The 24,735-nt window shown below is 54.0% G+C and carries 25 protein-coding genes; 19 read left to right on the forward strand and 6 right to left on the reverse strand.

The window, feature by feature from the left end; all coding sequences use genetic code 11:
- Positions 1–65: 65 nt before the first annotated feature.
- The gene (locus QMN38_RS15490) at positions 66–1,148 is read left to right on the forward strand and encodes a cellulase family glycosylhydrolase (RefSeq protein ID WP_271441428.1); all 1,083 of its coding nucleotides are present in this window, start codon (positions 66–68) and stop codon (positions 1,146–1,148) included.
- Here the strand turns inward: QMN38_RS15490 and emrD are convergent.
- From emrD to tisB, 3 genes are all read right to left on the reverse strand, one after another.
- Positions 1,075–2,259, reverse strand: coding sequence for a multidrug efflux MFS transporter EmrD (gene emrD, locus QMN38_RS15495; protein ID WP_271441427.1), 1,185 nt, complete (start codon positions 2,257–2,259; stop codon positions 1,075–1,077). The genes QMN38_RS15490 and emrD overlap by 74 nt on opposite strands.
- Before the next feature lie 193 nt (positions 2,260–2,452).
- Complete coding sequence (locus tag QMN38_RS15500; RefSeq protein ID WP_323605306.1) at positions 2,453–3,286, reverse strand: DMT family transporter; 834 nt, start codon at positions 3,284–3,286, stop codon at positions 2,453–2,455.
- Between the two features lie 123 nt (positions 3,287–3,409).
- The gene (gene tisB / locus QMN38_RS15505; protein ID WP_003840643.1) at positions 3,410–3,499 is read right to left on the reverse strand and encodes a type I toxin-antitoxin system toxin TisB; all 90 of its coding nucleotides are present in this window, start codon (positions 3,497–3,499) and stop codon (positions 3,410–3,412) included.
- 520 nt (positions 3,500–4,019) lie between these two features.
- On the opposite strand from tisB, the gene ivbL reads away from it, so the two are divergent.
- The 7 genes from ivbL (at position 4,020) to uhpT (ending at position 11,318) form a co-directional block, all read left to right on the forward strand.
- Positions 4,020–4,118: an ilvB operon leader peptide IvbL gene (ivbL, locus tag QMN38_RS15510; RefSeq protein ID WP_003827118.1), complete on the forward strand. Its 99-nt coding sequence runs from the start codon at positions 4,020–4,022 to the stop codon at positions 4,116–4,118.
- 107 nt (positions 4,119–4,225) lie between these two features.
- Entirely contained in the window at positions 4,226–5,914 is a 1,689-nt protein-coding gene (gene ilvB / locus QMN38_RS15515) for an acetolactate synthase large subunit (protein WP_323605307.1), read from the forward strand.
- Between the two features lie 3 nt (positions 5,915–5,917).
- Complete coding sequence (ilvN, locus tag QMN38_RS15520; protein ID WP_038635677.1) at positions 5,918–6,208, forward strand: acetolactate synthase small subunit; 291 nt, start codon at positions 5,918–5,920, stop codon at positions 6,206–6,208.
- Between the two features lie 146 nt (positions 6,209–6,354).
- On the forward strand, positions 6,355–6,948 hold the full coding sequence (gene uhpA / locus QMN38_RS15525; protein ID WP_048213756.1) for a response regulator transcription factor UhpA: 594 nt from the start codon (positions 6,355–6,357) through the stop codon (positions 6,946–6,948).
- Positions 6,945–8,447, forward strand: a complete 1,503-nt coding sequence (uhpB, locus tag QMN38_RS15530; RefSeq protein WP_271449757.1) for a signal transduction histidine-protein kinase/phosphatase UhpB — start codon at positions 6,945–6,947, stop codon at positions 8,445–8,447. Before uhpA ends, uhpB begins: the two co-directional genes overlap by 4 nt.
- A gap of 9 nt (positions 8,448–8,456) precedes the next feature.
- Complete coding sequence (gene uhpC / locus QMN38_RS15535; RefSeq protein WP_271449758.1) at positions 8,457–9,785, forward strand: MFS transporter; 1,329 nt, start codon at positions 8,457–8,459, stop codon at positions 9,783–9,785.
- A gap of 141 nt (positions 9,786–9,926) precedes the next feature.
- The gene (gene uhpT, locus QMN38_RS15540) at positions 9,927–11,318 is read left to right on the forward strand and encodes a hexose-6-phosphate:phosphate antiporter (protein WP_271441422.1); all 1,392 of its coding nucleotides are present in this window, start codon (positions 9,927–9,929) and stop codon (positions 11,316–11,318) included.
- Between the two features lie 42 nt (positions 11,319–11,360).
- Here uhpT and QMN38_RS15545 read toward each other — a convergent pair whose 3' ends face one another.
- Entirely contained in the window at positions 11,361–12,266 is a 906-nt protein-coding gene (locus QMN38_RS15545; RefSeq protein WP_323605308.1) for a LysR family transcriptional regulator, read from the reverse strand.
- 105 nt (positions 12,267–12,371) lie between these two features.
- Between QMN38_RS15545 and QMN38_RS15550 the strand changes: the two genes are divergently transcribed.
- The 3 genes from QMN38_RS15550 to nepI all read left to right on the forward strand — a co-directional run bounded on the left by QMN38_RS15550 (position 12,372) and on the right by nepI (position 14,786).
- A complete protein-coding gene (locus QMN38_RS15550; protein ID WP_271441420.1) occupies positions 12,372–12,824 on the forward strand; it encodes a DUF1198 family protein in 453 nt (150 codons plus the stop codon).
- Between the two features lie 99 nt (positions 12,825–12,923).
- Positions 12,924–13,448 (forward strand): SRPBCC domain-containing protein, encoded by a 525-nt coding sequence (locus tag QMN38_RS15555; RefSeq protein WP_323605309.1) that lies wholly within the window; start codon positions 12,924–12,926, stop codon positions 13,446–13,448.
- Positions 13,449–13,592: 144 nt separating this feature from the next.
- The gene (nepI, locus tag QMN38_RS15560; protein WP_271449761.1) at positions 13,593–14,786 is read left to right on the forward strand and encodes a purine ribonucleoside efflux pump NepI; all 1,194 of its coding nucleotides are present in this window, start codon (positions 13,593–13,595) and stop codon (positions 14,784–14,786) included.
- Positions 14,787–14,832: 46 nt separating this feature from the next.
- Here nepI and QMN38_RS15565 read toward each other — a convergent pair whose 3' ends face one another.
- Positions 14,833–16,215, reverse strand: a complete 1,383-nt coding sequence (locus QMN38_RS15565; protein ID WP_323605310.1) for a glycoside hydrolase family 1 protein — start codon at positions 16,213–16,215, stop codon at positions 14,833–14,835.
- Positions 16,216–16,309: 94 nt separating this feature from the next.
- Entirely contained in the window at positions 16,310–16,603 is a 294-nt protein-coding gene (locus QMN38_RS15570; RefSeq protein ID WP_202037365.1) for a YicS family protein, read from the reverse strand.
- A gap of 129 nt (positions 16,604–16,732) precedes the next feature.
- Here QMN38_RS15570 and QMN38_RS15575 point away from each other — a divergent pair, with 129 nt between their 5' ends.
- The 8 genes from QMN38_RS15575 to dagF all read left to right on the forward strand — a co-directional run bounded on the left by QMN38_RS15575 (position 16,733) and on the right by dagF (position 24,557).
- Positions 16,733–17,149, forward strand: a complete 417-nt coding sequence (locus tag QMN38_RS15575) for a GNAT family N-acetyltransferase (protein ID WP_323605311.1) — start codon at positions 16,733–16,735, stop codon at positions 17,147–17,149.
- Between the two features lie 90 nt (positions 17,150–17,239).
- Positions 17,240–20,038: a transcriptional regulator DagR gene (dagR, locus tag QMN38_RS15580; RefSeq protein WP_323605312.1), complete on the forward strand. Its 2,799-nt coding sequence runs from the start codon at positions 17,240–17,242 to the stop codon at positions 20,036–20,038.
- A gap of 120 nt (positions 20,039–20,158) precedes the next feature.
- Positions 20,159–20,584 carry a PTS sugar transporter subunit IIA gene (locus QMN38_RS15585; protein WP_202037368.1) on the forward strand — a complete coding sequence of 142 codons (426 nt, stop codon included), beginning with the start codon at positions 20,159–20,161 and terminating at the stop codon, positions 20,582–20,584.
- Between the two features lie 12 nt (positions 20,585–20,596).
- Complete coding sequence (locus tag QMN38_RS15590; protein ID WP_202037369.1) at positions 20,597–21,082, forward strand: PTS sugar transporter subunit IIB; 486 nt, start codon at positions 20,597–20,599, stop codon at positions 21,080–21,082.
- Between the two features lie 25 nt (positions 21,083–21,107).
- Positions 21,108–21,857 carry a PTS mannose/fructose/sorbose/N-acetylgalactosamine transporter subunit IIC gene (locus QMN38_RS15595; protein ID WP_003023960.1) on the forward strand — a complete coding sequence of 250 codons (750 nt, stop codon included), beginning with the start codon at positions 21,108–21,110 and terminating at the stop codon, positions 21,855–21,857.
- Positions 21,854–22,714: a PTS system mannose/fructose/sorbose family transporter subunit IID gene (locus QMN38_RS15600; protein WP_323605313.1), complete on the forward strand. Its 861-nt coding sequence runs from the start codon at positions 21,854–21,856 to the stop codon at positions 22,712–22,714. Before QMN38_RS15595 ends, QMN38_RS15600 begins: the two co-directional genes overlap by 4 nt.
- 3 nt (positions 22,715–22,717) lie before the next feature.
- Positions 22,718–23,827, forward strand: a complete 1,110-nt coding sequence (dgaE, locus tag QMN38_RS15605) for a D-glucosaminate-6-phosphate ammonia lyase (RefSeq protein ID WP_323605314.1) — start codon at positions 22,718–22,720, stop codon at positions 23,825–23,827.
- Positions 23,814–24,557: a 2-dehydro-3-deoxy-phosphogluconate aldolase gene (gene dagF, locus QMN38_RS15610; RefSeq protein ID WP_323605315.1), complete on the forward strand. Its 744-nt coding sequence runs from the start codon at positions 23,814–23,816 to the stop codon at positions 24,555–24,557. The genes dgaE and dagF overlap by 14 nt, the downstream gene beginning before the upstream one ends.
- Positions 24,558–24,735: the final 178 nt, after the last annotated feature.

Here is a 24,735-nt window from a genome sequence, read left to right on the forward strand (position 1 = left end):
ATTTTTTACGCTTTCTCTCTACACCAGGTATCAAAAATCATGCTAAATACGTGATATCACACCTGATGATTTGCGTAAGGACGACCGTGTTAAAGCCGATTGTTTCCCTCTTACTGTTAGCCAGTGCCGCCGTGTATGCCGCACCCCCTGCGCTGACGGCGGCGCTGTATGCACAGCAGCTTGGGGTTGGAATGGACGTCGATTGGGCTCGCACCGATCGCGGTATCCGCGAGTTCGATCCGCTGGTGGTACGGGATTTCAAGGCGAAGGGGATCTCTCATGTGCGTATTCGTGTGGCGGGTGAGCCAACAGAAGCCAGACTCATCCATTTGCGCAAGCTGGTAGAGGCTTGCGAGCAATACGGCGTGATCCCGATTATTGCTTATCAGGCTGATGAATATAAAAAAGACCCCAATAGCGGCAATGAAAAAGAGGTGGTTAACTGGTGGGTAGCGGTGGCGCATTACTTTGGTCAAAGTTCGCCGTTGCTGGGCTTTGACCTGATTTATGAGCCTGCCGATAAGCTTAATCACAATCAGACTTCGCTCAATCGGGTGTATGACAAAACCATTCGTACTATCCATGCCATCGACCCGCAGCGGATGATTTTCATTGCGCCGCGCCTGCGCGCGGCACCGGAAGATTTGCCTAATCTGAAATTACCGCCGCAAAGCCAGAATACCGTTCTGGCTGAATGGCATATCTTCCCGTGGGGGCCGCTAAAAAATAACGGTAAGTACCCCTGGACGTCGGGGACTGCGGCAGAAAAAGCCGCCATTCGCGCCCGTATTAATACGGCTATTCACTGGCAACAGAAAACGGGGCACGTCAGTTGGGTGGGGGGCTGGTCACCGGGAGAAACCATCAAAAATACGCCTTCTGCCGCGCAAACTGCATTTGCACGGTTTATGGCATGTGAACTGCGCAAGGCAAAAATCCCCTATGCAATCAATGCTGATACGCAGTTTTATGATGGTGAAGAAGGTGCCTGGCGTCCCGCACTGGAGCCGTTGATTAATACGATGATTGCGCCTGAATGTGAAAAGCCCGGCGATAAGCCGGGCCATCATGCGCTTAAACCGCCTGTCCCTGATGCGACACGCGTGACGCCAGCGGCAGCCAGCACACAAAAATCAGCAGCCCCATAAGGGTCATCAGCAGCCCGAGGCTGGCTTGTCCGGTCTGCGGTAGCATCGCGGAGAGCCACGCCAGCACGCCAGATCCAATGTTCTGTAAGCCACCAACCAGCGCGCCGGCAGTACCTGCCAGGAACGGGAAAGGTTCCATTGCGCCGCTGGTTGCCAGTGGGAACAACATCCCCGCACCGAAGAAGAACAACGCGGCAGGAACCAGCAGTGTCCAGACGTTCATCACATCGAACAAACCTGGGATCCACATCATCAACCCGGCAACCAGACAGCAGGTAACCGACTGCCACATTAGCGTTGAAAATCGCTTGTTAGGGCGACCGGCGAACCATGCGCCGAAAAACGCTGCCGGAATAGGCAGAATAAACAGGATACTGACCGCCATGCTGCTTAAACCCAGCACCGCGCCCATCAATACCCCAGAGCAGGCTTCGAAGACGGCAACGCCTGCCAGGCCGCCGATCAACATCAGCACATAACAAGTGAATGCGCCGTTGCCAAACAGGGTTTTGTAGCTGGCAATAAGCCGTGGACGTGGCGCGCCAGCAGGCCGTGTTTCCGGCATCCAGCGCGCCATGCTAAATGTGACGCCTGCACACAGAATCAGCAGAAAAATATAGCAAGCGCGCCAGTTCCACAGCGTATCCAGCATGCCGCCAATCAGCGGTGCCAGCAGTGGACTGACCAGGATACCCATATTTAACAAACTATTCGCGTGACGAAGCTGAGTACCTTCATACAGGTCTCGCGGTAGGGTTCGCGCCATCACACCGCCGACGCCTGTCCCCATACCCTGAATGGCACTGGCGATAATCAATACCGTCAGACTATGGGTAGTAATGGCGACCAGCGTAGCCAGCATAAAAATAGACATCCCGGCGAGGATCACCGGGCGACGACCTACGCGGTCGGAAAGCGGGCCGTAAAACAGTTGTGACACGCCGTAGGTCAGGAGGTAGGCAGCCATTACGCTTTGCACCGCGCCTTCGCGAACGTTCAGTTCACGCGCCATATCAGCAATCGCAGGGATATAAATGGTTTGCGCCATCTGACCCACCGCCACCAGTAATACCAACATCAACAACAAATTGACGCTTCTATGCCTTTTCATTTCGCTGATTACTTTTCAAATGAAGAAAAAATAAGAATAAGGTGCTGCACTTTCCCATAAATGCGCGTGGAATCTACCACAACAGAAAAAGAAGGCCAGATAGTGGGCTGGAATGTTTCAACGATGAACGGCAGGAAATGTAAACAAATAGCGGCAACAAATGTTGCCGGATTGCATCAGGTCGACAGCGCGATTATGACAAACGTAGCAATACTGCGCCGGCGGCAATACCTGCGGCCGCGATAAGGCGTACTCCGGCGACTTTCTCTTTTAGCAGCAACCAGGCGAGCAGTGCGCCAAACAGAATGGATGTTTCACGCAGTGCGGCTACCACCGCCAGCGGGGCCTGAGTCATCGCCCACAGTGCCAGCCCGTAAGAGCCCATGGTGCCAATACCACCAAGAATACCTTTCTTCCACTGGTGCGCCAGATAGCGGGAGGCTTCGCGGCGTCTGGCAATCATCGCCCAGCTCAACAAGCAGGAGCCGTTCAGGAAGAAGGTCCAGAGCGTGTAGCCCAGAGCAGTCTCTGAAAGCCGAACACCGGTGCCATCAACCAGCGTATAGCCGGCAATAAAACAGGCATTGATGAGCGCCAGAACGATCCCTCGTTGTGAACTGCTGCGTCCGTTAAATGCCATGCCGAGGATCGCCAGGCAGATTGTGGCAATCCCCACCCAGGCCAGCATTGACAGACTATCGCCGAGAAACAGGACGCTGATGATAGCGACCAACAATGGGGCGGTGCCGCGCATGATGGGATAGGTCTGGCTCATGTCCGAAACCTGATAGGTTTTGGCAACCAGGACGGTGTACACCACCTGTAATACGGTTGAAATCGCCAAAAATGGCAGGCTGGCGGCAGAGGGTTGGGGGGCGAAGGGTAAGAGAATCAGAGCCATAATCGCAGCCGAGCCGCTCACGCTGATAGCCGAGTACAGCTTGTCATTTCCTGCTTTAACAATGGCGTTCCAGCTGGCATGAAGCAGCGCGGCGAACAGTAAAATGCAGAAAACAGAAAGAGTCATAGCGGTATTCTTCCCTGAGAATGTCATAAAAACGTAACATATTGGCGCGACACAAGCACCTGGGAGAAGGTGAAAGGGGAGCAGGTGATAACCCGCTCCCCTTAAGTGCGACTTGAATCTGAACTATTTTATATACTTCAGAACAGCATCAAGCAGTTGCAGTGCTGCAACGATGAGTTTGAGGATAAGAATAGCGATATCCACGAGGCTCATACGCTCTCCTTTTGGTACAAGGAGCACGGTGCTGGCGTACCTCGCCGCTGCCTGTTGCCAGCACCTTTGTTGACGTAACACAGTGTGCTCACTTCGGGGGTTAAGGCGCTGACGGCACCACCCGTTTCAGCCAGGACTTTGTTGCGCCGGTAAAACAGCGGCCCCCTCGCGCACTGCGAACATTCACAGTATAGATAAATACTGTATGTATGAACAGTATTTTATGGACAAAATCCGCAAAGCGATCCATACTCAGAAACGTCAAAATCCGTACCTTAAATTGCGCGTTCGTTGCCGATCGCGTATACTTCTTGCGTTGACGTAACACAGTGTGTTCTGCGGTTACCAGCCGCAAACCCTGAAAAAAACCTCGCCCCGGCGGGGTTTTTTGTTTTTACATTGCGTACAGCTAAACGTGATCTTTGACGCATTTTTGCGCAGATGAAAAATTTTCCATTGTCACGCTGAAAAACCTGTGTTTGTATAAATCCTGTTAACCAACAAACAGACAAGGTCCCTAATGAACCCTTCCATGCTGACTGCGACCCTACTAAAAACTGCGCCATCTCGCGCAGCGGTCGTCGTGCGTGTGGTGGTGGTCGTCGGCAATGCGCCGTAGGGTCCGGAACAACACACGATTCCAAAACCCCGCCGGCGCAAACCGGGCGGGGTTTTTCGTATAAGAGACCTGCCCGGAGCAAAGGCCCAGAATAAAAGGACTGGAGCATGGCAAGTTCGGGCATCACATCCAAGCGTACGCGCTTTACGGGCGCAGAATTCATCGTTCATTTCCTGGAACGTCAGGGAATTAAAGTCGTCACCGGTATTCCTGGTGGCTCAATTCTCCCCGTCTACGACGCCTTAAGCCAAAGCACGCAAATCCGTCATATCCTGGCGCGCCACGAGCAGGGTGCGGGGTTTATCGCCCAGGGGATGGCACGAACCGAGGGTAAACCTGCGGTGTGTATGGCCTGTAGCGGGCCGGGGGCAACTAACCTGGTTACTGCTATCGCCGATGCGCGCCTGGACTCTATTCCGTTGGTGTGTATCACCGGGCAGGTTCCGGCCTCTATGATCGGCACTGACGCCTTCCAGGAAGTTGACACCTACGGCATCTCTATCCCCATCACCAAACACAATTATCTGGTTCGCCATATCAATGAATTACCGCAGGTCATGAGCGATGCCTTCCGCATTGCGCAGTCAGGACGCCCAGGCCCGGTGTGGATAGACATACCTAAGGACATTCAAACAGCCGTATTTGACATTGAAGAGATGCCGGAGCCTGCAGAAAAAGCCCCTGCGCCAACCTTTAGCGCGGACAGCGTTCGCGATGCTGCCGCCATGATCAATGCGGCACAACGTCCGGTGTTGTACCTCGGCGGCGGCGTGATTAACGCACCTGAGCGCGTACGTGAGCTGGCGGAAAAAGCGATGCTGCCCACAACCATGACCTTAATGGCGCTGGGCATGTTGCCAAAAGCGCATCCGCTGTCGTTAGGTATGCTGGGCATGCACGGCGCACGCAGCACCAACTTTATTCTGCAAGAAGCTGATTTATTAATTGTTCTTGGCGCACGTTTTGATGACCGGGCGATTGGTAAAACCGAGCAGTTCTGCCCGAATGCAAAGATTATCCACGTGGATATCGATCGTGCCGAGCTGGGTAAAATCAAACAGCCGCACGTAGCCATTCAGGCGGAGGTGAATGAGGTGCTGGAACAGCTGATCCCATTGATTGAGGCGCAGTCGCGCGGCGTGTGGCATCACATGGTGGCGGATTTGCAGCGTGAATTTCCATGTACCATTCCACAGGAAAGCGATCCGCTCAGCCATTATGGGCTGATTAACGCCGTTGCGGCTTGCGTAGACGATAGCGCCATCATCACTACCGACGTGGGCCAGCATCAGATGTGGGCGGCGCAGGCCTACCCGCTGAATCGCCCACGTCAGTGGCTGACGTCTGGTGGTCTGGGGACCATGGGCTTCGGTCTGCCCGCAGCGATTGGTGCGGCGCTGGCGAACCCGGACAAGAAAGTGCTGTGCTTCTCTGGTGACGGCAGCCTGATGATGAATATTCAGGAAATGGCGACTGCCAGTGAAAATCAGCTGGATATTAAGATCATCCTGATGAATAACGAAGCGCTGGGTCTGGTGTATCAGCAGCAGAGCCTGTTCTATAAACAAGGAGTGTTTGCTGCGACCTATCCGGGGATGATTAACTTTATGCAGATTGCCGCCGGTTTTGGTCTCGAAACCTGCGATTTAAATCATGAAGCGGATCCACAGGCGGCGCTGCAGGAGATAATTAATCGTCCAGGACCTGCGCTGATCCACGTACGTATTGATGCAGAAGAAAAAGTGTACCCGATGGTACCGCCGGGTGCGGCAAACACTGAAATGGTGGGGGAATAAGCCATGCAACAGCAGACTCATGACAACGTAATCCTGGAACTCACCGTACGCAATCACCCGGGTGTAATGACCCACGTTTGTGGACTGTTTGCCCGCCGTGCGTTCAACGTGGAAGGTATCCTCTGTCTACCGATTCAGGACAGTGATAAGAGCCGTATCTGGCTATTGGTGAATGACGACCAACGTCTGGAACAGATGATAAGTCAGATAGATAAACTGGAAGACGTGGTGAAAGTCGCACGCAACCAGTCCGACCCGTCGATGTTTAATAAGATAAGCGTCTTCTTCGAGTAATTCGTTCAAGGCTTGAACGATGAAGTGTATATCGTTAAGGTAAGCGCCTTTGCCGGATGGCGGCGTAAACGCCTTATCCGGCCTACCTTCTTGTAGGCCTGATAAGCGCAGCGCCATCAGGCGTTTCGCAGCCCCAGGACAACCCCATGATCACCGTAGCCCTTATCGACGACCACACTATCGTTCGCTCTGGCTTTGCCCAACTGCTGGGCCTTGAACCCGATTTGCAGGTTGTGGCTGAGTTTGGCTCAGGTAGCGAGGCGCTGGCAGGATTGCCAGGGCGCGGTGTGCAGGTCTGTATCTGCGACATCTCCATGCCTGACATTTCCGGCCTCGAACTGTTAAGCCAGTTGCCAAAAGGCATGGCGATTATCATGCTCTCCGTCCACGACAGCCCGGCGCTGGTGGAGCAGGCATTGAACGCAGGGGCGCGAGGCTTCCTCTCAAAACGCTGTAGCCCCGATGAGCTGATTGCCGCGGTGCGTACCGTGGCGACTGGCGGCTGCTATTTAACGCCGGACATCGCCGTCAAACTGGCGGCCGGGCGTCAGGACCCGCTAACCAAACGCGAACGTCAGGTGGCAGAAAAACTGGCGCAAGGGATGGCAGTCAAAGAGATTGCGGCTGAACTGGGCTTGTCACCAAAAACGGTACACGTGCACCGCGCCAACCTGATGGAAAAGTTGGGCGTAAGCAACGATGTTGAGTTGGCACGGCGGATGTTTGACGGCTGGCAATGAACACGTTCTTTTCCCGGTTAGTCACCATTGTTGCCTGCTTTTTTATCTTCTCTGCCGCATGGTTTTGCCTGTGGAGCATCAGCCTGCATCTGGTTGAACGCCCGGAGCTGGCAGTGCTGCTGTTTCCATTCGGCCTGCGCCTGGGGTTGATGCTGCAATGCCCGCGCGGCTACTGGCCGGTACTGTTGGGTGCGGAATGGCTGCTTCTGTTTTGGCTGGCACAGGAAGTGGCACTGTCCCATCTGCCACTTTTGGTGATCGGTAGCTTTCTCACCTTACTTCCCGTCGCACTGACCTCACGTTTCCGCCATCAGCGTGACTGGCGCACATTGTTATTACAGGGGGCAGCACTGACCGCGGCGGCATTGCTGCAATCGCTACCATGGCTTGGGCAAGGTGAAGAGGCGTGGACCGTGCTGCTGCTAACACTCACTGGTGGACTGACGCTGGCGCCGATCTGCCTGGTGTTCTGGCACTATCTGACCAGCACCACCTGGCTGCCGCTGGGACCGGCGGTGGTTTCTCAACCTGTGAACTGGCGCGGACGACATCTGGTCTGGTATCTGCTGTTGTTCAGTGTCAGCCTGTGGTTGCAGTTGGGCCTGCCGAATGAGCTGTCACGCTTTACGCCGTTTTGCCTCGCGCTGCCGATTATTGCACTTGCCTGGCACTATGGCTGGCAGGGGGCGCTGATCGCCACGTTGATGAATGCCATCGCGCTGATTGCCAGCCAGACCTGGCACGACCATCCCGTCGACTTGCTGCTCTCCTTGCTGGCGCAGAGCCTGACCGGTCTGCTGCTCGGCGCGGGTATTCAGCGCCTGCGTGAACTCAACCAGTCGTTGCAAAACGAGCTGGCGCGTAATCATCGTTTGGCGGAACGTTTGTTGGAAACCGAAGAAAGCGTGCGCCGCGACGTGGCGCGTGAACTGCACGACGATATCGGGCAGACCATTACCGCGATTCGTACTCAGGCCGGTATCGTTCAGCGACTGGCGCCGGAAAACGCAGGCGTGAAGCGCAGTGGGGCGCATATTGAGCAGCTTTCACTCGGGGTATACGATTCGGTACGTCGCCTGTTGGGGCGTTTACGCCCGCGCCAGTTAGATGATTTAACCCTGGAGCAGGCTATCCGTTCATTGATGCGGGAAATGGAGCTGGAAAGTCGCGGTATCGTCAGCCACCTCGACTGGCATATTGATGAATCAGAACTCAGCGAGAGTCAGCGGGTGACGCTGTTTCGCGTCTGCCAGGAAGGACTGAACAATATTGTTAAGCATGCCAATGCCAGCGCGGTGACGTTGCAGGGCTGGCTACAGGATGAGCGGTTGATGCTGGTGATTGAGGACGATGGCAGCGGCCTGCCGCCGGGTTCGAATCAGCAAGGATTTGGCCTCACCGGGATGCGTGAGCGCATTACGGCCCTCGGCGGTAAGCTTTCGATATCCTGTACGCACGGTACGCGGGTCAGCGTCTCTTTGCCTCAGCGTTATGTGTAAGGAATGGCAATGTTTCAGTTTCTAAAAGCCCCGGCTAATGCGCCACTCATTACCAATAAAAGTGAAGTAGATGCCCGTTATCGCTACTGGCGGCGGCATATTCTGACCACCATCTGGCTTGGCTATGCGCTGTTTTATTTCACGCGCAAAAGCTTCAACGCGGCGGTGCCGGATATCCTGACCAGCGGTGTGCTGACCCGCAGCGATATTGGTCTGTTGGCAACGCTGTTTTACATCACTTACGGCCTGTCGAAGTTTGTCTCTGGTATCGTCAGCGATCGTTCCAACGCCCGCTATTTTATGGGCATTGGCTTGATTGCAACCGGCGTGGTAAACATCCTGTTTGGTTTCTCGACCTCGCTTTGGGCCTTTGCGCTACTGTGGGCACTGAATGCGTTCTTTCAGGGCTGGGGATCGCCGGTATGCGCCCGTTTGCTGACTGCCTGGTACTCGCGTACCGAGCGTGGTGGCTGGTGGGCGCTATGGAACACCGCACATAACGTCGGCGGGGCGCTGATCCCGATGGTGATGGCGGCGACGGCGCTGCATTATGGCTGGCGTGCAGGAATGATGATTGCCGGAATACTGGCGATTGTGGTGGGATTTTTCCTGTGCTGGAGATTGCGCGACAGGCCGCAGGCGATTGGCTTACCCCCGGTTGGCGACTGGCGGCACGATGAGTTAGAAATTGCCCAGCAGCAGGAGGGCGCAGGCTTAACCCGCAAAGAAATTCTCACCCGCTATGTATTGCTGAATCCCTACATCTGGCTGCTGTCGTTGTGTTATGTGCTGGTGTACGTGGTACGTGCAGCGATCAACGACTGGGGTAATCTGTACATGTCAGAAACGCTGGGGGTCGATCTGGTGACCGCCAACACCGCGGTGACCATGTTTGAGCTGGGCGGATTTGTCGGCGCGCTGGTGGCGGGTTGGGGCTCGGACAAGCTGTTTAACGGCAATCGTGGGCCAATGAACCTGATTTTTGCCGCCGGGATTTTGCTCTCCGTCGGTTCGTTGTGGCTGATGCCGTTCGCCAGCTACGTGATGCAAGCGGCGTGCTTTTTCACCACCGGATTCTTCGTTTTTGGCCCGCAAATGCTGATTGGTATGGCGGCGGCGGAGTGCTCGCACAAAGAGGCGGCGGGTGCGGCAACCGGGTTTGTCGGGCTGTTTGCCTATCTGGGCGCTTCACTCTCCGGCTGGCCGCTGGCGAAGGTGATGGAGGTTTGGCACTGGACAGGATTCTTTGTGGTGATCGCTATTGCGGCGGGAATTTCCGCGCTGCTGCTGCTGCCGTTTTTAAACGCCCAGGCCCCGCGCGATCTCAACGAAGCGTGATGCACCTCACCTTTTTGCCCCGAGTGGGGTAAAACTAAGAAATTTTCCCGGTTTCACCTGGACGCTGTCTCAGGCGTGATCCCGGGCTGATTTTTACAATGCCTGCTATTCGCAGGTATAAAAATTAGCTCGGAGAGTCCTATGCTGGCCTTCTTAAACCAGGTGCGCAAGCCGACCCTGGATCTGCCGCTCGATGTGCGGCGCAAAATGTGGTTCAAACCGTTCATGCAGTCGTATCTGGTGGTCTTCATCGGCTACCTGACCATGTACCTGATCCGCAAAAACTTCAACATCGCGCAGAACGACATGATCTCCACCTACGGGCTGAGCATGACGCAGTTGGGGATGATTGGCCTGGGCTTCTCCATCACCTACGGCGTGGGTAAAACGCTGGTTTCTTATTACGCGGATGGCAAAAACACCAAGCAGTTCCTGCCGTTTATGTTGATCCTCTCTGCTATCTGTATGCTCGGCTTCAGTGCCAGCATGGGCGCAGGTTCAACCAGCCTGTTCCTGATGATTACCTTCTACGCGCTGAGCGGTTTCTTCCAGAGTACTGGCGGTTCGTGTAGTTATTCCACCATCACCAAATGGACACCTCGCCGTAAACGTGGTTCTTACCTCGGTATGTGGAACATTTCCCACAACCTCGGTGGTGCCGGTGCGGCGGGTGTGGCGTTGTTTGGTGCCAACTACCTGTTCGACGGTCACGTCATTGGTATGTTTATCTTCCCATCGATTATCGCCCTGATTGTTGGCTTTATCGGCCTGCGCTATGGCAGCGACTCCCCGGAATCTTATGGTCTGGGGAAAGCTGAAGAGCTGTTCGGTGAAGAGATCAGCGAAGAAGACAAAGAGACCGAAGAAAATGACATGACCAAGTGGCAGATCTTTGTTGAGTATGTGCTGAAAAACAAAGTGATCTGGCTGCTGTGCTTCTCCAACATCTTCCTGTACGTGGTCCGTATTGGTATCGACCAGTGGTCTACCGTGTACGCGTTCCAGGAACTGAAGCTCTCCAAAGAAGTGGCGATTCAGGGCTTTACTCTGTTTGAAGTGGGTGCACTGGTCGGTACGTTGCTGTGGGGCTGGCTCTCTGACCTGGCAAACGGTCGCCGGGCGCTGGTGGCCTGTGTGGCACTGGCATTAATCATTGCGACACTGGGTGTTTACCAGCACGCCAGCAACCAGTATGTCTATCTGGCTTCGCTGTTTGCCCTCGGCTTCCTGGTGTTTGGCCCGCAGCTGTTAATCGGTGTCGCAGCCGTTGGTTTCGTACCGAAAAAAGCGATCGGCGCTGCCGATGGGATTAAAGGGACATTTGCCTATTTGATCGGTGACAGCTTCGCCAAGCTGGGTCTGGGGATGATTGCTGATGGTACACCGGTTTTCGGTCTGACTGGCTGGGCAGGTACCTTCGCCGCGCTGGATACCGCCGCTATCGGTTGTATCTGCCTGATGGCTATCGTGGCCGTGTTTGAAGAACGTAAAATTCGTCGCGAGAAAAAGATCCAGCAATTGAAAGTCGCTTAAGTGTGTAGTGGTAACTTTTACCCGCCTTCATGGCGGGTTTTTTTATGGTTTAGACTGACTGGTTTCATGCACCAGATTGCGTAGCCACTGATGCGCCGCATCGCGGTGCGTGCGTTCGTGCCAGGCCATACTTTTAGTAAAACCAGCAATGGGCAGCGGCGGTGGCACAACGTGCATCCGGGGATCGGTATAGGCCAGCCGGGCAGGGACGACGGCAATCATCTCGCTAATCGCGAGGATATCCGGCAGAACCAGAAAACTGCTGACTGACAAACCAATCTGTCGTTTTCGTCCAACATCTGCCAGCGCATCATCGGTGACCCCCCAGAAACTTTCCCCCTTATAAGAAACCAGCACATGCTCCAGCGCGCAGAAGCGATCGAGTGTTAACGCCTGATGGGCATCGGGATGATCATGACGCATGAGACAAACATACTCTTCGTTATATAACGGGCGGTTGTGCAGATTATCCGGTGTTGAATCCGGCGTCAGCAGCGCCAGGTCAATTTTACCCTGCTCAAACTGTGTTGTTAGCTGCTCCGGCTCAACGGGAACGACCCGCACACGAATACCTGGCGCACGTGCGCGAAGCGCGGCGATAAACGGCACGATCACCGCTTTAAGGGCGTAATCGGTCGCGGCGACGGTAAAGGTGAGTACCGCGGTGAGCGGGTCGAACTGCGCGGGCTTAAGCAGGATATCAATGTCGCTGAGGATCTGTTTGATGGGCGCAGCCATTTCGCGAGCCCGTAATGTTGGGACAATACCGTGCGGTGTGCGGACAAACAGCGGATCGTCAAAATAATCACGCAGACGGTTTAGCATGCCGCTAACCGCCGGTTGGGTGAGCGAGAGTCGTTGCGCCGCCCGGGTGACGTTGCGTTCATCCAGCAGGGCATCCAGCGTTTTCAACAGATTAAGATCGAGGGTTATGATATCAGATTTCATGATGTCTGCTCATGGGTTCGATAAGTCACATTATGACACGTTCAGTCGTCGACACAGGTGAATTTGCCGCTATGATGGGCGTCCTGTCGGGTAATGGATGTGCGCATGATTTGGATAATGCTGGCCACGCTGGTTGTTGTTTTTGTTGTGGGTTTTCGGGTACTGACGTCCGGGTCACGGCGCGCGATTCGCCGTCTGAGCGAACGTCTGAGTATTGATGTCGTGCCGGTAGAATCGATGATCGATCAGATGGGGAAAGTGCAGGGAGAGGCGTTTTTACAGTACCTCCATCGACCTGACGAATCGCATCTGCAAAATGCTGCCCAGGTGCTGCTAATCTGGCAAATCGTCATTGTAGACGGTAGTGAACAGAATCTGCTGCAGTGGCACCGGGTGTTGCAAAAAGCCCGGCTGGCCGCGCCGATTACCGACGCACAGGTACGCCTGGCGCTGGGTTTTCTGCGCGAAATGGAGCCGGATATGCAGGAGATAAATGCGTTTCAGATGCGCTATAACGCCTTTTTTCAACCTGAAGATGGAGTGCACTGGTTGCACTGATATCAAAATATATGATGACGGATATTTTTAATCGTCATTATATTTATATCTCTCTCCCGCGCATGATGAACCTCGTTAACTTACACGACGAGGTTCATCATGAAACAAGCGACTCAACAAAGCGCAATTATCTGGCCGCAGGCGTATTTGCCAGGGACGACCGATAACTTTGCCTCCAATGAAATCATTGTTGCCGGACTGAGCACCCGCGCTGTCTGGGCTCAGCTCAACGACACAACGCGCTGGCCGACGTATTACAGCAATGTGGCGGATATCCGATTTCACGATGGCTCCGGACCGTTACTGAGCGTGAACGCCCGTTTCCGTTTCACAACCTTTGGCTTCCCAATTGAAGCGCAAGTCATCGAATATGCGCCACCGGTCGATGGTCAGGCTGCGCGTATTGCCTGGCACGGTTGGGCGGAAGGGGATGCTGATTCGCGTCTGGATGTTGTCCATGCCTGGCTGTTTGAAGATTTACCTGGCGGGCGCGTACGTATTCTGACCCAGGAGTCGCAGCGTGGTGTTCCGGCACAGGAGCTGGCACGCACGCTACCTAATCCGATGATTAACGGTCACCAGGAGTGGATAGTCGGGCTGGCAAGGGCTGCACGTGACGCTTAATTGGGTCAGCAAAGACCCTCTGTTGTAGGCCGGATAAGACGACGTCGCCATCCGGCGATAAACAGTTGCTGAAACGTTAAATACGTCACAAATTTAATGTTACACTGCGTAACTTTTCTACAATAACCCCACGCAGGTAACAAAATGAGTGACGCTATTGAACAAAAATCCCGCGCTGAGGCAAATACCCGACCGAACTGGTCGGCGGTATTCGCCGTGGCGTTCTGTGTTGCCTGCCTGATAACCGTTGAATTTCTGCCCGTCAGTTTGTTGACGCCAATGGCGCAGGACCTCGGTATTTCGGAAGGTGTTGCCGGGCAATCGGTGACCGTAACGGCGTTTGTCGCCATGTTTGCCAGCCTGTTTGTGACACAAATTATTCAGGCAACCGATCGTCGCTATGTCGTGATCCTCTTTTCGGTACTGCTGACAATCTCCTGCCTGCTGGTTTCCTTTGCCAACTCTTTTACCCTGTTGTTGATTGGTCGTGCCTGCCTCGGTCTGGCACTCGGAGGGTTCTGGGCGATGTCGGCATCGCTGACCATGCGTCTGGTTCCTGCACGGACGGTGCCGAAAGCGTTATCAGTGATCTTTGGCGCAGTCTCTATCGCACTGGTCATTGCCGCCCCGCTGGGGAGTTTTTTAGGCGGCATCATTGGCTGGCGCAACGTCTTTAATGCCGCGGCGGTGATGGGCGTGCTGTGCACCATCTGGGTGGTGAGATCGCTGCCTTCGCTGCCCGGTGAGCCATCACATCAGAAACAAAACATGTTTAGCCTGCTGCAACGACCGGGGGTAATGGCTGGCATGATGGCTATCTTCATGTCCTTTGCCGGGCAGTTTGCCTTCTTTACCTACATCCGCCCGGTGTACATGAATTTGGCGGGATTTGATGTGGATGGTTTGACGCTGGTGCTGCTGAGCTTTGGTATTGCCAGCTTTGTCGGGACGTCGCTCTCGTCGGTGATCCTGAAACGTTCGGTCAAACTGGCATTAGCCGGAGCACCGCTGGTGCTCGCGCTCAGTGCGCTGGTGCTGATTTTGTGGGGGAGTGACAAAGTGGTGGCGGCCGCAATTGCGATTATCTGGGGGCTGTCGTTTGCGCTGGTACCGGTCGGCTGGTCGACGTGGATCACCCGTTCTTTGGCCGATCAGGCAGAGAAAGCCGGGTCCGTTCAGGTCGCCGTGATCCAGCTTGCCAATACCTGCGGGGCAGCGGTGGGAGGCTATGCGCTCGATAACCTTGGTTTGCTGTCTCCCTTGATGCTCTCAGGTGCTCTGATGCTGCTGACGGCGCTTCTGGTGGCGGCGAAAGTTCGCATAAAAGGTATGCAATAAACTAAAACTCGGTATGCCGGATCGCTATCCGGCATCCAGGTTGGTTTCAATCAAAACCATTGTGCTCGGCGGTATGAGCAAACCATTCGCCACTCTTTTTCACCGTGCGTTTTTGCGTTTCCAGATCGAGCTGGACAAAACCGTAGCGGTTTTTGTATCCGTTCAGCCATGACCAGTTATCAATAAAGGTCCACATATGGTAGCCAAGACAATTGCAGCCTTCGCTAATGCCTTTATGTAGCCATTTCAGATGTTCAGATACAAATTCAATACGATAGCTGTCGTTTATCTGATCCTGCTGGATGAAACGCTGCTCATTTTCGACACCCATACCGTTTTCAGAAATAAAACAGCGTGGATTGCCGTAATTATCACGCAGGTTGGTAATAATATCGTAAATACCCGGCTCATATATTTCCCAGCCACGGTAAGGGTTCATTTTACGTCCCGGCATTTCGTAGTAATCAAATAACCATTCCGGCATAAACGGCGCGTTCGGATTGACTGCGCTATCACGACATTTCACGCGGCGCGGCTGATAATAGTTGATGCCCAGCAGATCAATTTTGCCATCAGCTATCAGCTGGCTGTCGCCGGGGAGACATGCTGGCAGTTGATCGTACTCTTTCAACAGTTCTACCAGGTCTTCCGGGTACTCACCTTTCAGCACTGGATCGAGGAAACTACGGTTAAAGAGCAGGTCTGCATGGTGTGCGGCTTTTACATCTGCCGGGTTTTGCGAGCGTGGATAAGAAGGCGTTAAATTCAACACTACACCGATTTCACCGTCAAGGTTTGCAGCGCGATACGCCCGAACCGCCATCGAATGTGCCAGAATGGTGTGGTACGCCACCGTCGCGGCGCGTTTGAAATCCACCACGTTAGGGTAGTGGAAATCATACAGATAACCGCCTTCTACCGGGACAATCGGTTCGTTAAAGGTGAACCAGTGCTTCACCCGATTGCCGAACAAGTTAAAGCAGGTCTGTGCATAGTGGCCAAATGCCTCGACCACTTCACGGTTTTCCCAGCCGCCTTTCTCCTGCATCACCATCGGCATGTCAAAATGGAACAGGGTGATAAAGGGCGTAATACCTTGATCCAGTAACTCGTCGATAACGTTGTTATAAAAATCAACGGCCTCTGGATTCACCTCACCCGTGCCGTTTGGGATCAGGCGTGACCAGCTCAGCGATGTACGAAAGCTGTTATGTTTCAGCTGGTTGAGAAGGGCGATGTCCTGTTTCCAATGCTGATAAAACGTGGATGTGTTCGCCGGGCCAATTCCCTGATGGAAACGACCCGGTTGGCGGTCGAACCACACATCCCATGTGGTCTGGCTTTTGCCGCCGTTGAGGCTATCACCTTCCGTTTGCAGCGCGGAGCAGGCACTGCCCCACCAGAAGTTCGCAGGAAAACGGTATCGCATTATTGTTGCTCCCTTACTCTTTATTCGTTGTGGCAACAATACGTGTTTTTGCGATACAGAAACCGGTTACAGTGCTCATTTTACAACATAATGGCTATAAATCAGGGCATTCAACTTTGCCAAGCGCTTCCCAGTAGTTGTTCTGATTATTTCTTTCTATCGCCACAATGGCTTCGCGAATATGCTGCTGATTGCGTGTATCAGACATAATTGTTTTTTCCCACACTTCATCTGATGGCGACCCCTGTGGGGTGCAAAGTTTGCGCAAATCCTTGAGTACAGTGTTCTTTTCGTGCACCGACTGTAACCCGCCGTAAGCCGAGTCAGCCTGTGCCAGGCCCGGTAGCGTGAAAAGGACGGCAATAATCGGAAAAACGGCTAATTTCATGATAATAATCCTTGTTGTTGATGCGCATCATCTCAAGAGTAAGTGTAGACGGCATACGGCTCACTCATCAGCCTGTGTTAACGATTAAAAATAAATCAGCCAGAAGTTGTAGTCTTTCAGGAGGATAGGATGCAGATACAGATTACTGATACCGTTACAGAAGATGATCAAAACGCGCTGCTTACCGGGCTGCGTGCTTACAATTTCCAGTTCCTGAAAACGACCAATTTTGGCGATTTGGCGGTCTACTGGCGTGATGAACACAATAAGATTCGGGGTGGGCTGATCGGCAAAATCAAAGGCGAATGGTTGTGCATTGAGTTCTTATGGATGGATGACGCCCTGCGCAAAGACGGTTATGGCACAAAACTGATGCAGGTGGCAGAACAGACGGCACGTGAGCGAGGATGTCTGCATGCGCTGGTTGATACCATGAGTTTCCAGGCGCTGCCGTTTTATCAGAAAAACGGCTATCAGCTGCAAATGACCCTCGATAACTTCCCGGAAACCGGTTCCGCACGCCATTATTTGTCGAAAACGTTTTGATGACCGGAAGGTCTGGATGCCGCCTCACTTTCTTGCGTAGCAGAATAGTGTATGTTCTGAACAATCATTTATTTCTTAAGCGGTAAAGAGATGAGACGGATTGAGATAATACTGGGAGAGCTGGAACGGCTGACGCGAGGACTGAATCTTGCCCATCTGGCGCAGGAAACGGCGTTCACAGCGGAGGCCATCGGCTTTAACCTCGGGCTGGCGCGCAACTCAGTCAGTAAAGATCTCAATCAGCTCTGGAACGACGGCCTGGCGATTAAAAGCCGCGGGCGTCCGGTATTCTTTCTGCATCGTCAGGCAATTGAAACGCTGCTGGGGCGCAAACTGGATGAGTCCGAGCGTGAAGTGCAAACCGTTGCTGACCTGTTGCCTGTTCAGGAAAACCAGGCAACAGACGATCCCTTTTCCGGCCTGATTGGTTACGATCGCAGCCTGCGTGATGCGGTGGAAAAAGGCCGCGCGGCGGTGCTGTATCCCCACGGACTGCATGTTCTGCTGACCGGTCCCTCCGGCGTTGGTAAAACCTTTTTTGCCGAACTGATGCACCGTTTCGCCTGTGAACGTGCAGCGGGAACGCCTCCACCGTTGGTCTATTTTAACTGCGCGGAATACGCGCATAACCCGGAACTGCTCTCTTCGCACCTGTTTGGTCATCGACAGGGGGCGTTTACCGGCGCAAACGAGAATAAACCCGGTTTGGTCGAACAGGCTGATGGCGGCTATCTGCTGCTTGATGAAGTGCATCGCCTGCCGTATGAAGGTCAGGAAAAACTGTTTTCTATTCTCGACAAAGGTGAATACCGGCCGCTGGGTTCAAGCGCTGTGGCGCGGTCTATTTCAGTTCGCCTGATATGTGCGACCACCGAACCGGTAAGCTCGGCGTTGCTACGCACCTTTCAGCGACGTATTCAGGTATGTATCGATCTCCCCGGTATCCGCCAGCGTTCGGTGGAAGAGCAGGTTGAACTGATTGTTGGTTTCTTACAGCGTGAGAGCCGCAAAATCGAGCGTACGGTAAGCATCGACCGTACCCTGCTGCTCTGGCTGCTGAACAAGCCGCTGGAAGGCAATATTGGTCAACTCAAGAGCGATATTCAGTTTCTCTGCGCCCAGGCCTGGGCCTCGGGGATGACGGAGCACAGCGATACGCTACAGCTGGATAAACGTCTGACCGAGATCCCCTTTAACGCCACGCCGGAACAACGTCTGCTGGTTGGGGCGCTGTTCGAAGGCAAAGAACACCTGAGCATTGATGCCCGCACGTTGCCGGCACTGAAAAATTCGCTGGCCACCGGAGCTGAAATTGAGGAGAGTGATCTCTTTTACAGCTTCCTGACCCGGGAATACATCAACCTGCGTAACAGCAACGTACCGCCAGCCGAAACGCTGGCAATCCTCAAAAACAAGCTCAGCTCGATTTTTGAATATGGTCTCTACAGCCGCGACAGCGTGGCGCATCCCCCGCGCTATGGCGATCAGATTGAAGAGCGGGTCACGCTGCTGATTGGCTGCGTTGAGCAGGTGCTTGGTTTTACGCTGCCGGAAAATCTGGTTAACCCGCTGCGTAAACACTTTCTGGCGCTGATTGGCTACGTGCAGCGCGGCCTTATTCCGCAACTTTATTCTTCCAGCCTGATCCTCGATCGCTGCAAAGATGAATATGAAAACGCCACGCTGTTATGCCGAAAAATCAATGAACTGCTGCATATTCAGTGTCCGGCGACGGAAGTGGTCTGGCTGTGCCTGTTCCTCAAAGAGTGCCGTCATTACCGCCAACGGATTGACGCCAGCCCGGACTGCGGGGTGATTTTGATTGCCCACGGCGCGACGACCGCCACAAGCCAGGCGCAGTACGTGAATCGTGTGCTGGAACGCGAGGTGTTCAGCGCTATCGATATGCCTTTTGAGCAGTCGGTGCATGACACGCTGGAAGCCCTGACGCAGATGATTCAGACCCGGCAATATCGCCGATTGATCCTGATGGTGGATATTGGCTCATTGGTCCATTTTGGTAGCACGATCAGCAAATTATTCCAGATAGATGTTCTGCTGATGCCCAACATTACGCTCACCAGCCTGCTGGAGATAGGACTAGATTTAAGCTATGAAACCAGTGATTTACCGCAACTGGCGGCACTGATGCAGAGCAAAAATATACCCTGCCAGCTCTGTACACCACAGCAGGAAAACAGTGGCAAAGTGCTGGTTATCTCTTGCATCACCGGGATGGGCACGGCGGAAAAAATCAAAAAGGTGCTGGAAGAAAGTTTTGGTGAGCTGATGTCGCAGGATACGCGGATGGTGATCCTTGATTACAACGAAGTTCGCAGCCTGGAGCGCATTCAGCAGGCGATTAACGCCAGCGAACGACTGGCAGGCATTGTCGGTACTTTCCAGCCGGGACTGCCTGATATCCCGTTTATCTCGCTTGAAGAGTTGTTCTCCGAGCAGGGGCCTGAACTGGTGCTCAGTCTGCTGACGCCGGATCTTTCAAGCAGTGAACGTCGTCTGGAGATGGAGCGCAGCGCGATGCGTTTTATCAGTGCGTTGACCATGGAAAGTATCATTAACCATATTTCAGTGCTTAACCCTCAGCGTATTCTGAAAGAAATGGAAGGCGTGCTGAATCATCTGACCACCGCGCTTTCGCTGAAACCGAGCCGCCAGGTGACACTGCGCTTCCTGATCCACTGCTGCTGTATGGTCGAGCGTATCGTGATTAACCGCAAACCGTTACAGATGGCGCTGGAGAACAAGCCGGATCTGGATGTTCGCGCGTTTAGTGTCATTAAATCTGCTTTCCTGCCGATTGAAGAGGCCTATGCCATTCGCTTATCGGATGCGGAATATATTTATATCTACGAACTGTTATATAGCTAATCCCTTGCCTGATGGGGCTTTGCGCCCCGTCGGCACCCACACCTCCCCCGCGTGACACAAATTCTGGCACAGCCTTTGCTCTGTTTACCTATGTCTATGTAATCGAGCCAGGAGGCCATTTTGACTACCACTGAATCCTTGCCCCAGATCCTGCTGCTGACCCATGGCGGCTGGGGGCAACAGCTTTGCAACAGCCTGCGCATGGTGATGGGTGAAATCAAAGGCGTGACGGAAATTGCGCTGATGCCTGTTGATACGCTTGGCGAGTTTTATCAGCGCGTCGAAGCCGTAGTGAAAGCTATGCCGGAAGGCTCACTGATCCTGACCGATTTTATTGGCGGCACCACGTCTAACGTGGCGGCACGGCTGAGCGCCGATTACCCGGTGGCAGTGATTTCCGGGCTCAACGCCTCTTTGTTACTGGAGGCGCTCGACAAACGCGAGCATGGCCAACTGACCGCCTGCGTGGCCGAACTGGTCGAGGCCGGGCGTAGCAGCTGCCTGGACGTTGTTGCCCACGTACGTCAATTACAACAATCACAATAAGGAATAAATATCATGGCAAACATCGTCTTATGTCGTATCGATAGCCGTCTGATTCATGGACAAGTGGTGACCAAATGGGTTGGGCAATCTCAGGCAAACCGGATTGCGGTGGTCAGCGATGAGCTGGATGCCGATCCATTTATGAAAAATATCTACCTGATGGCCGCGCCGCCGAACATCAAAGTGGATTGTTTCGGTAACCAAAGTTTTGCCGCTGCCTGGAAAGAGAATCAACTGGGTGACGGCAAGGTTCTGGTGCTGTTCCCCTCCCTGGCGGCGGTTCAGGAAGCGGTTCAGTTGGGATTTGATGTCACCACCATTCAGGTCGGTGGGCTGGGCGGTGGGCCAAACCGCAAAGCAGTATTCCAGAACATTACGCTGGATGAAAAAGACGTCGGCATCCTGAGCGACCTGAAAAATCATGGGATTCAGGTGTTCTTCCAGACTATCCCGGAAGATAAGCCGCAGTCGCTGGACGATATCCTGAAAAAATTCTAATTCTTTGATAACAGGGTACTTAATTATGGATACTTTAGTCTTCGCAAGCCTGATGGGGTTGTATTACTGGTTTGCCCGATTACGCCTTGGCTACACCTTCTCCGCCATGCTGCTACAGCCAGTGGTGATTGCCGTATTCGTTGGCCTGCTGTTAGGCAACATGGAAACGGCGATGATCATCGGCGCAGGTATGCAGCTGGTTTATCTCGGCGTGACCTCCACGCCAGGCGGCAACGTCCCGTCGGATCCGGCGCTGGCTGCCTGCATTTCAATTCCTATCGCCGTGAAGGCCGGAATGGACCCGAACCTGGCTATCGCACTGGCGATCCCGTTTGGCGTCATCGGCGTGTTCCTCGACCAGTTGCGCCGTACGTTAAACGCGGCGTGGGTACATATGGCCGACAAGCATGCGGAAACGGCAAACATGGCAGGCATTATGCGCTGTGCGTTCCTCTACCCGGCGCTGCTTGGGCTGGTACTGCGTTTCCCGGTGGTCTTTGCCGCCAACTATTTTGGTCAGGACGTTGTGGAAAGCTTCCTGAAGCTGATGCCGCACTGGCTGACGCACTCCTTTGAAATTATGGGCGGCATTCTGCCGGCGCTGGGCTTCGCCATCACCATTATGGTGATCGGTAAAAAGAGCCTGCTGCCGTGGTTTATCGGCGGTTTCTTTGCGGTGCTGTACCTGAAGGTAGACATCATGGCGATGGCAATCTTTGGTACCTGCGTGGCCTTCCTGATTAAAGGTCTGGCAAAAAATGAAGGAGCAGCATGATGAGCAGCGACGTAATGCAGCATGAACTGGTTGAACGTGTGCGTGAAAGTGGCACGTTGACCAAAGCAGATATCACCAAAGCCTGGTTTATCTACTGGTTGGGCGCGGAAGTTTCCAGCTCTTATGAACGTTTGCAAAGCCTGATTTTCTGCGCCTCGATGACGCCGATCATCAAAAAACTCTACCCGCAAAAAGAAGAGCAGGTAGAGGCGCTGAAACGCCATCTGAACTTCTTCAACTCTGAGCAGACGTTTGGTGCGGTGATTCAGGGGATCTCCATTGCGATGGAGGAGCAGAAAACGCGCGGCGAGCCAATTAGTGATGCCTCAATTACCGGCATTAAAACGGGATTAATGGGACCGCTGGCCGGGATGGGCGACTCCATAATCTGGGCCGCCGTCATGCCGCTGTTAATTGCTATTTTCATCCCGTTCGCCGCGAATGGCAGCGCGATGGGCGGTATTGTGCCGCTCATTCTCTACCCAGCTATCACGTTGGCAATCAGCTACGGCATGGTTCACAAAGGCTATACGCTGGGACGTGATTCGATTATCGGCCTGCTGCAAGGGGGGCGAATTAAAGAACTGATCTACGGTGCGAATGTGCTGGGTCTGATCATGATGGGGGCGCTTTCTGCAAGCTACGTCAAGATCACCACACCGTTAAAACTCAGTGCCCTGAAAGGCTCTGAAGTGGTGGTTCAGCAGATCCTCGACTCTATTGCACCCGGCCTGTTACCGCTGGCGGCGGTGTTCGCCATCTACTTCTATCTGGTGAAGAAAGGGCCGCGTTACACCACCATTTTGCTGTCAATTGTCGCGCTCAGTGTGGTCTGTTCGCTGTTAGGAGTGCTGTAAGCCATGACACAGAATATCTATCAACAACTCGGCCTAAAACAGGTCATTAACGCCTGCGGCAAGATGACTATTTTGGGGGTTTCCAGCGTTGCGCCGGAAGTGATGCAAGCCACCGCACGAGCAGCGTCGGCCTTTGTTGAAATTGATCGGCTGGTGGATCGCACCGGCGAGCTGGTTTCCCGCTTTACTGGCGCGGAGGACAGCTATATCACCTCCTGCGCGTCGGCGGGTATTGCTATCGCCGTTGCTGCGGCCATTACCCGCGGCGACCGGGCGCGAGTCACGCTGATGCCGGACAGCTCTGGTATGGCGAATGAAGTTGTCATGCTACGCGGGCATAACGTTGACTACGGGGCGCCCATCACCAGCGCGATCCGCTTAGGCGGCGGACGTGTGGTGGAAGTCGGTTCAAGTAATCTGGTGGCCCGCTGGCAGCTGGAGAGCGCGATTAACGACAATACTGCCGCGCTGCTGTACGTGAAATCGCACCACTGCGTGCAGAAAGGTATGTTGAGTATTGCCGATTTTGTGCAGGTGGCGCAGGCCTATAACCTGCCGCTGATTGTCGATGCCGCCGCAGAGGAAGATTTGCACGCCTGGGTGGCAAGCGGGGCGGATATGGTGGTCTACAGCGGCGCAAAAGCTTTTAACGCGCCGACGTCTGGGTTTATCACTGGGAAGAAACAGTGGATTGCGGCCTGTAAAGCCCAGCATCACGGAATTGCCAGAGCGATGAAAATCGGCAAGGAGAATATGGTCGGGCTGGTCTATGCGCTGGAAAACTACCATCAGGGACAGACTGTGGTGACTGCCGAGGAACTTCAACCTGTGGCACAGGCGATTTCAGACATTCGCGGATTGAATGCGGATATCGAGCAGGACGAGGCCGGTCGCGCTATCTGGCGGATTCGTATTCGGGTGAACGCGCAAGCGCTGGGGCTGGATGCATATGCCGTGGAAGCGCAGTTGCGCGGTGGCGATATCGCCATTTACGCTCGCCGTTACAACCTTCATCAGGGGGTTTTTAGCCTTGACCCGCGTACGCTTGCCGAAGGGGAAATGGCACTGATCGTGGCACGATTAAAGGAGATTGCAGAGCATGCAGCACATTAATTTTTATCGTAATAAAGTGGCGATTAACGTGCTGGCGAAGGATATCGCTAATGCCCGTGAGATCTATGAGGCTGCTGAAGGCCATGCGGTGATCGGCATACTTTCCGCACAATTTGCTTCGGTTGAGGAAGGCGTCCGCGAAGTTAAACGCTGGATGGATGATGTGCCGTCAATTTCTGTAGGGTTGGGGGCGGGCGACCCGGCGCAGTATTACAAAGCGGCGATGATTGCCTCACAGGTCCATCCGGCACACGTCAACCAAACCTTTACCGGCTGTGGTTTTGCTGCCGGAGCGCTGGCGGCAACGGGCGGTGAACAGACCCATATCAACGCGTTGGTCAGCCCGACGGGCACGCCGGGGGAGGTGTTGATCTCGACCGGCGTCAGTAGCATCCAGGGCACGCCAGCCCGCGTTTCCTGCGATGCAGCAGTACGTATGATGCTCGATTCAGGGGCTCACGCGGCGAAGTTCTTCCCGATGGGCGGTGAACAGTCGCTCCCTGAGCTGTACGCACTGGCGACGACCGCGGCGCGAAACGGCATGACATTGATTGAACCGACCGGTGGAATCGATCTTGATAACTTCGGCGTTATCCTGCAAACCTGTCTGCAGGCGGGAGTACCCCGCGTGATGCCGCATGTTTACAGCTCGATTATTGATCCACATAGCGGTAATACCCGACCTGAAGATGTCGTCAGGTTAATGGAAATAGTGAAAGTTCTGGTGTGATGTTGCTATCGCCGGATGGCCTATAAAAAATGCCCCGAAGTGATCACGCTTACTGGGCATTTTTGCGAACGCTATTCCCTGAAAATGAATACATTGCAAAAGCATGTATTTATCCGTCAAGCCGCCTCGCAGATAGAAAAGTTCCCAGATGTTGTGTGTGCGACTGGCGAGTAAGGTT

The organism is Citrobacter sp. R-1.5.2 (assembly GCF_035064245.1).
Taxonomy (GTDB): Bacteria; Pseudomonadota; Gammaproteobacteria; order Enterobacterales; family Enterobacteriaceae; genus Citrobacter.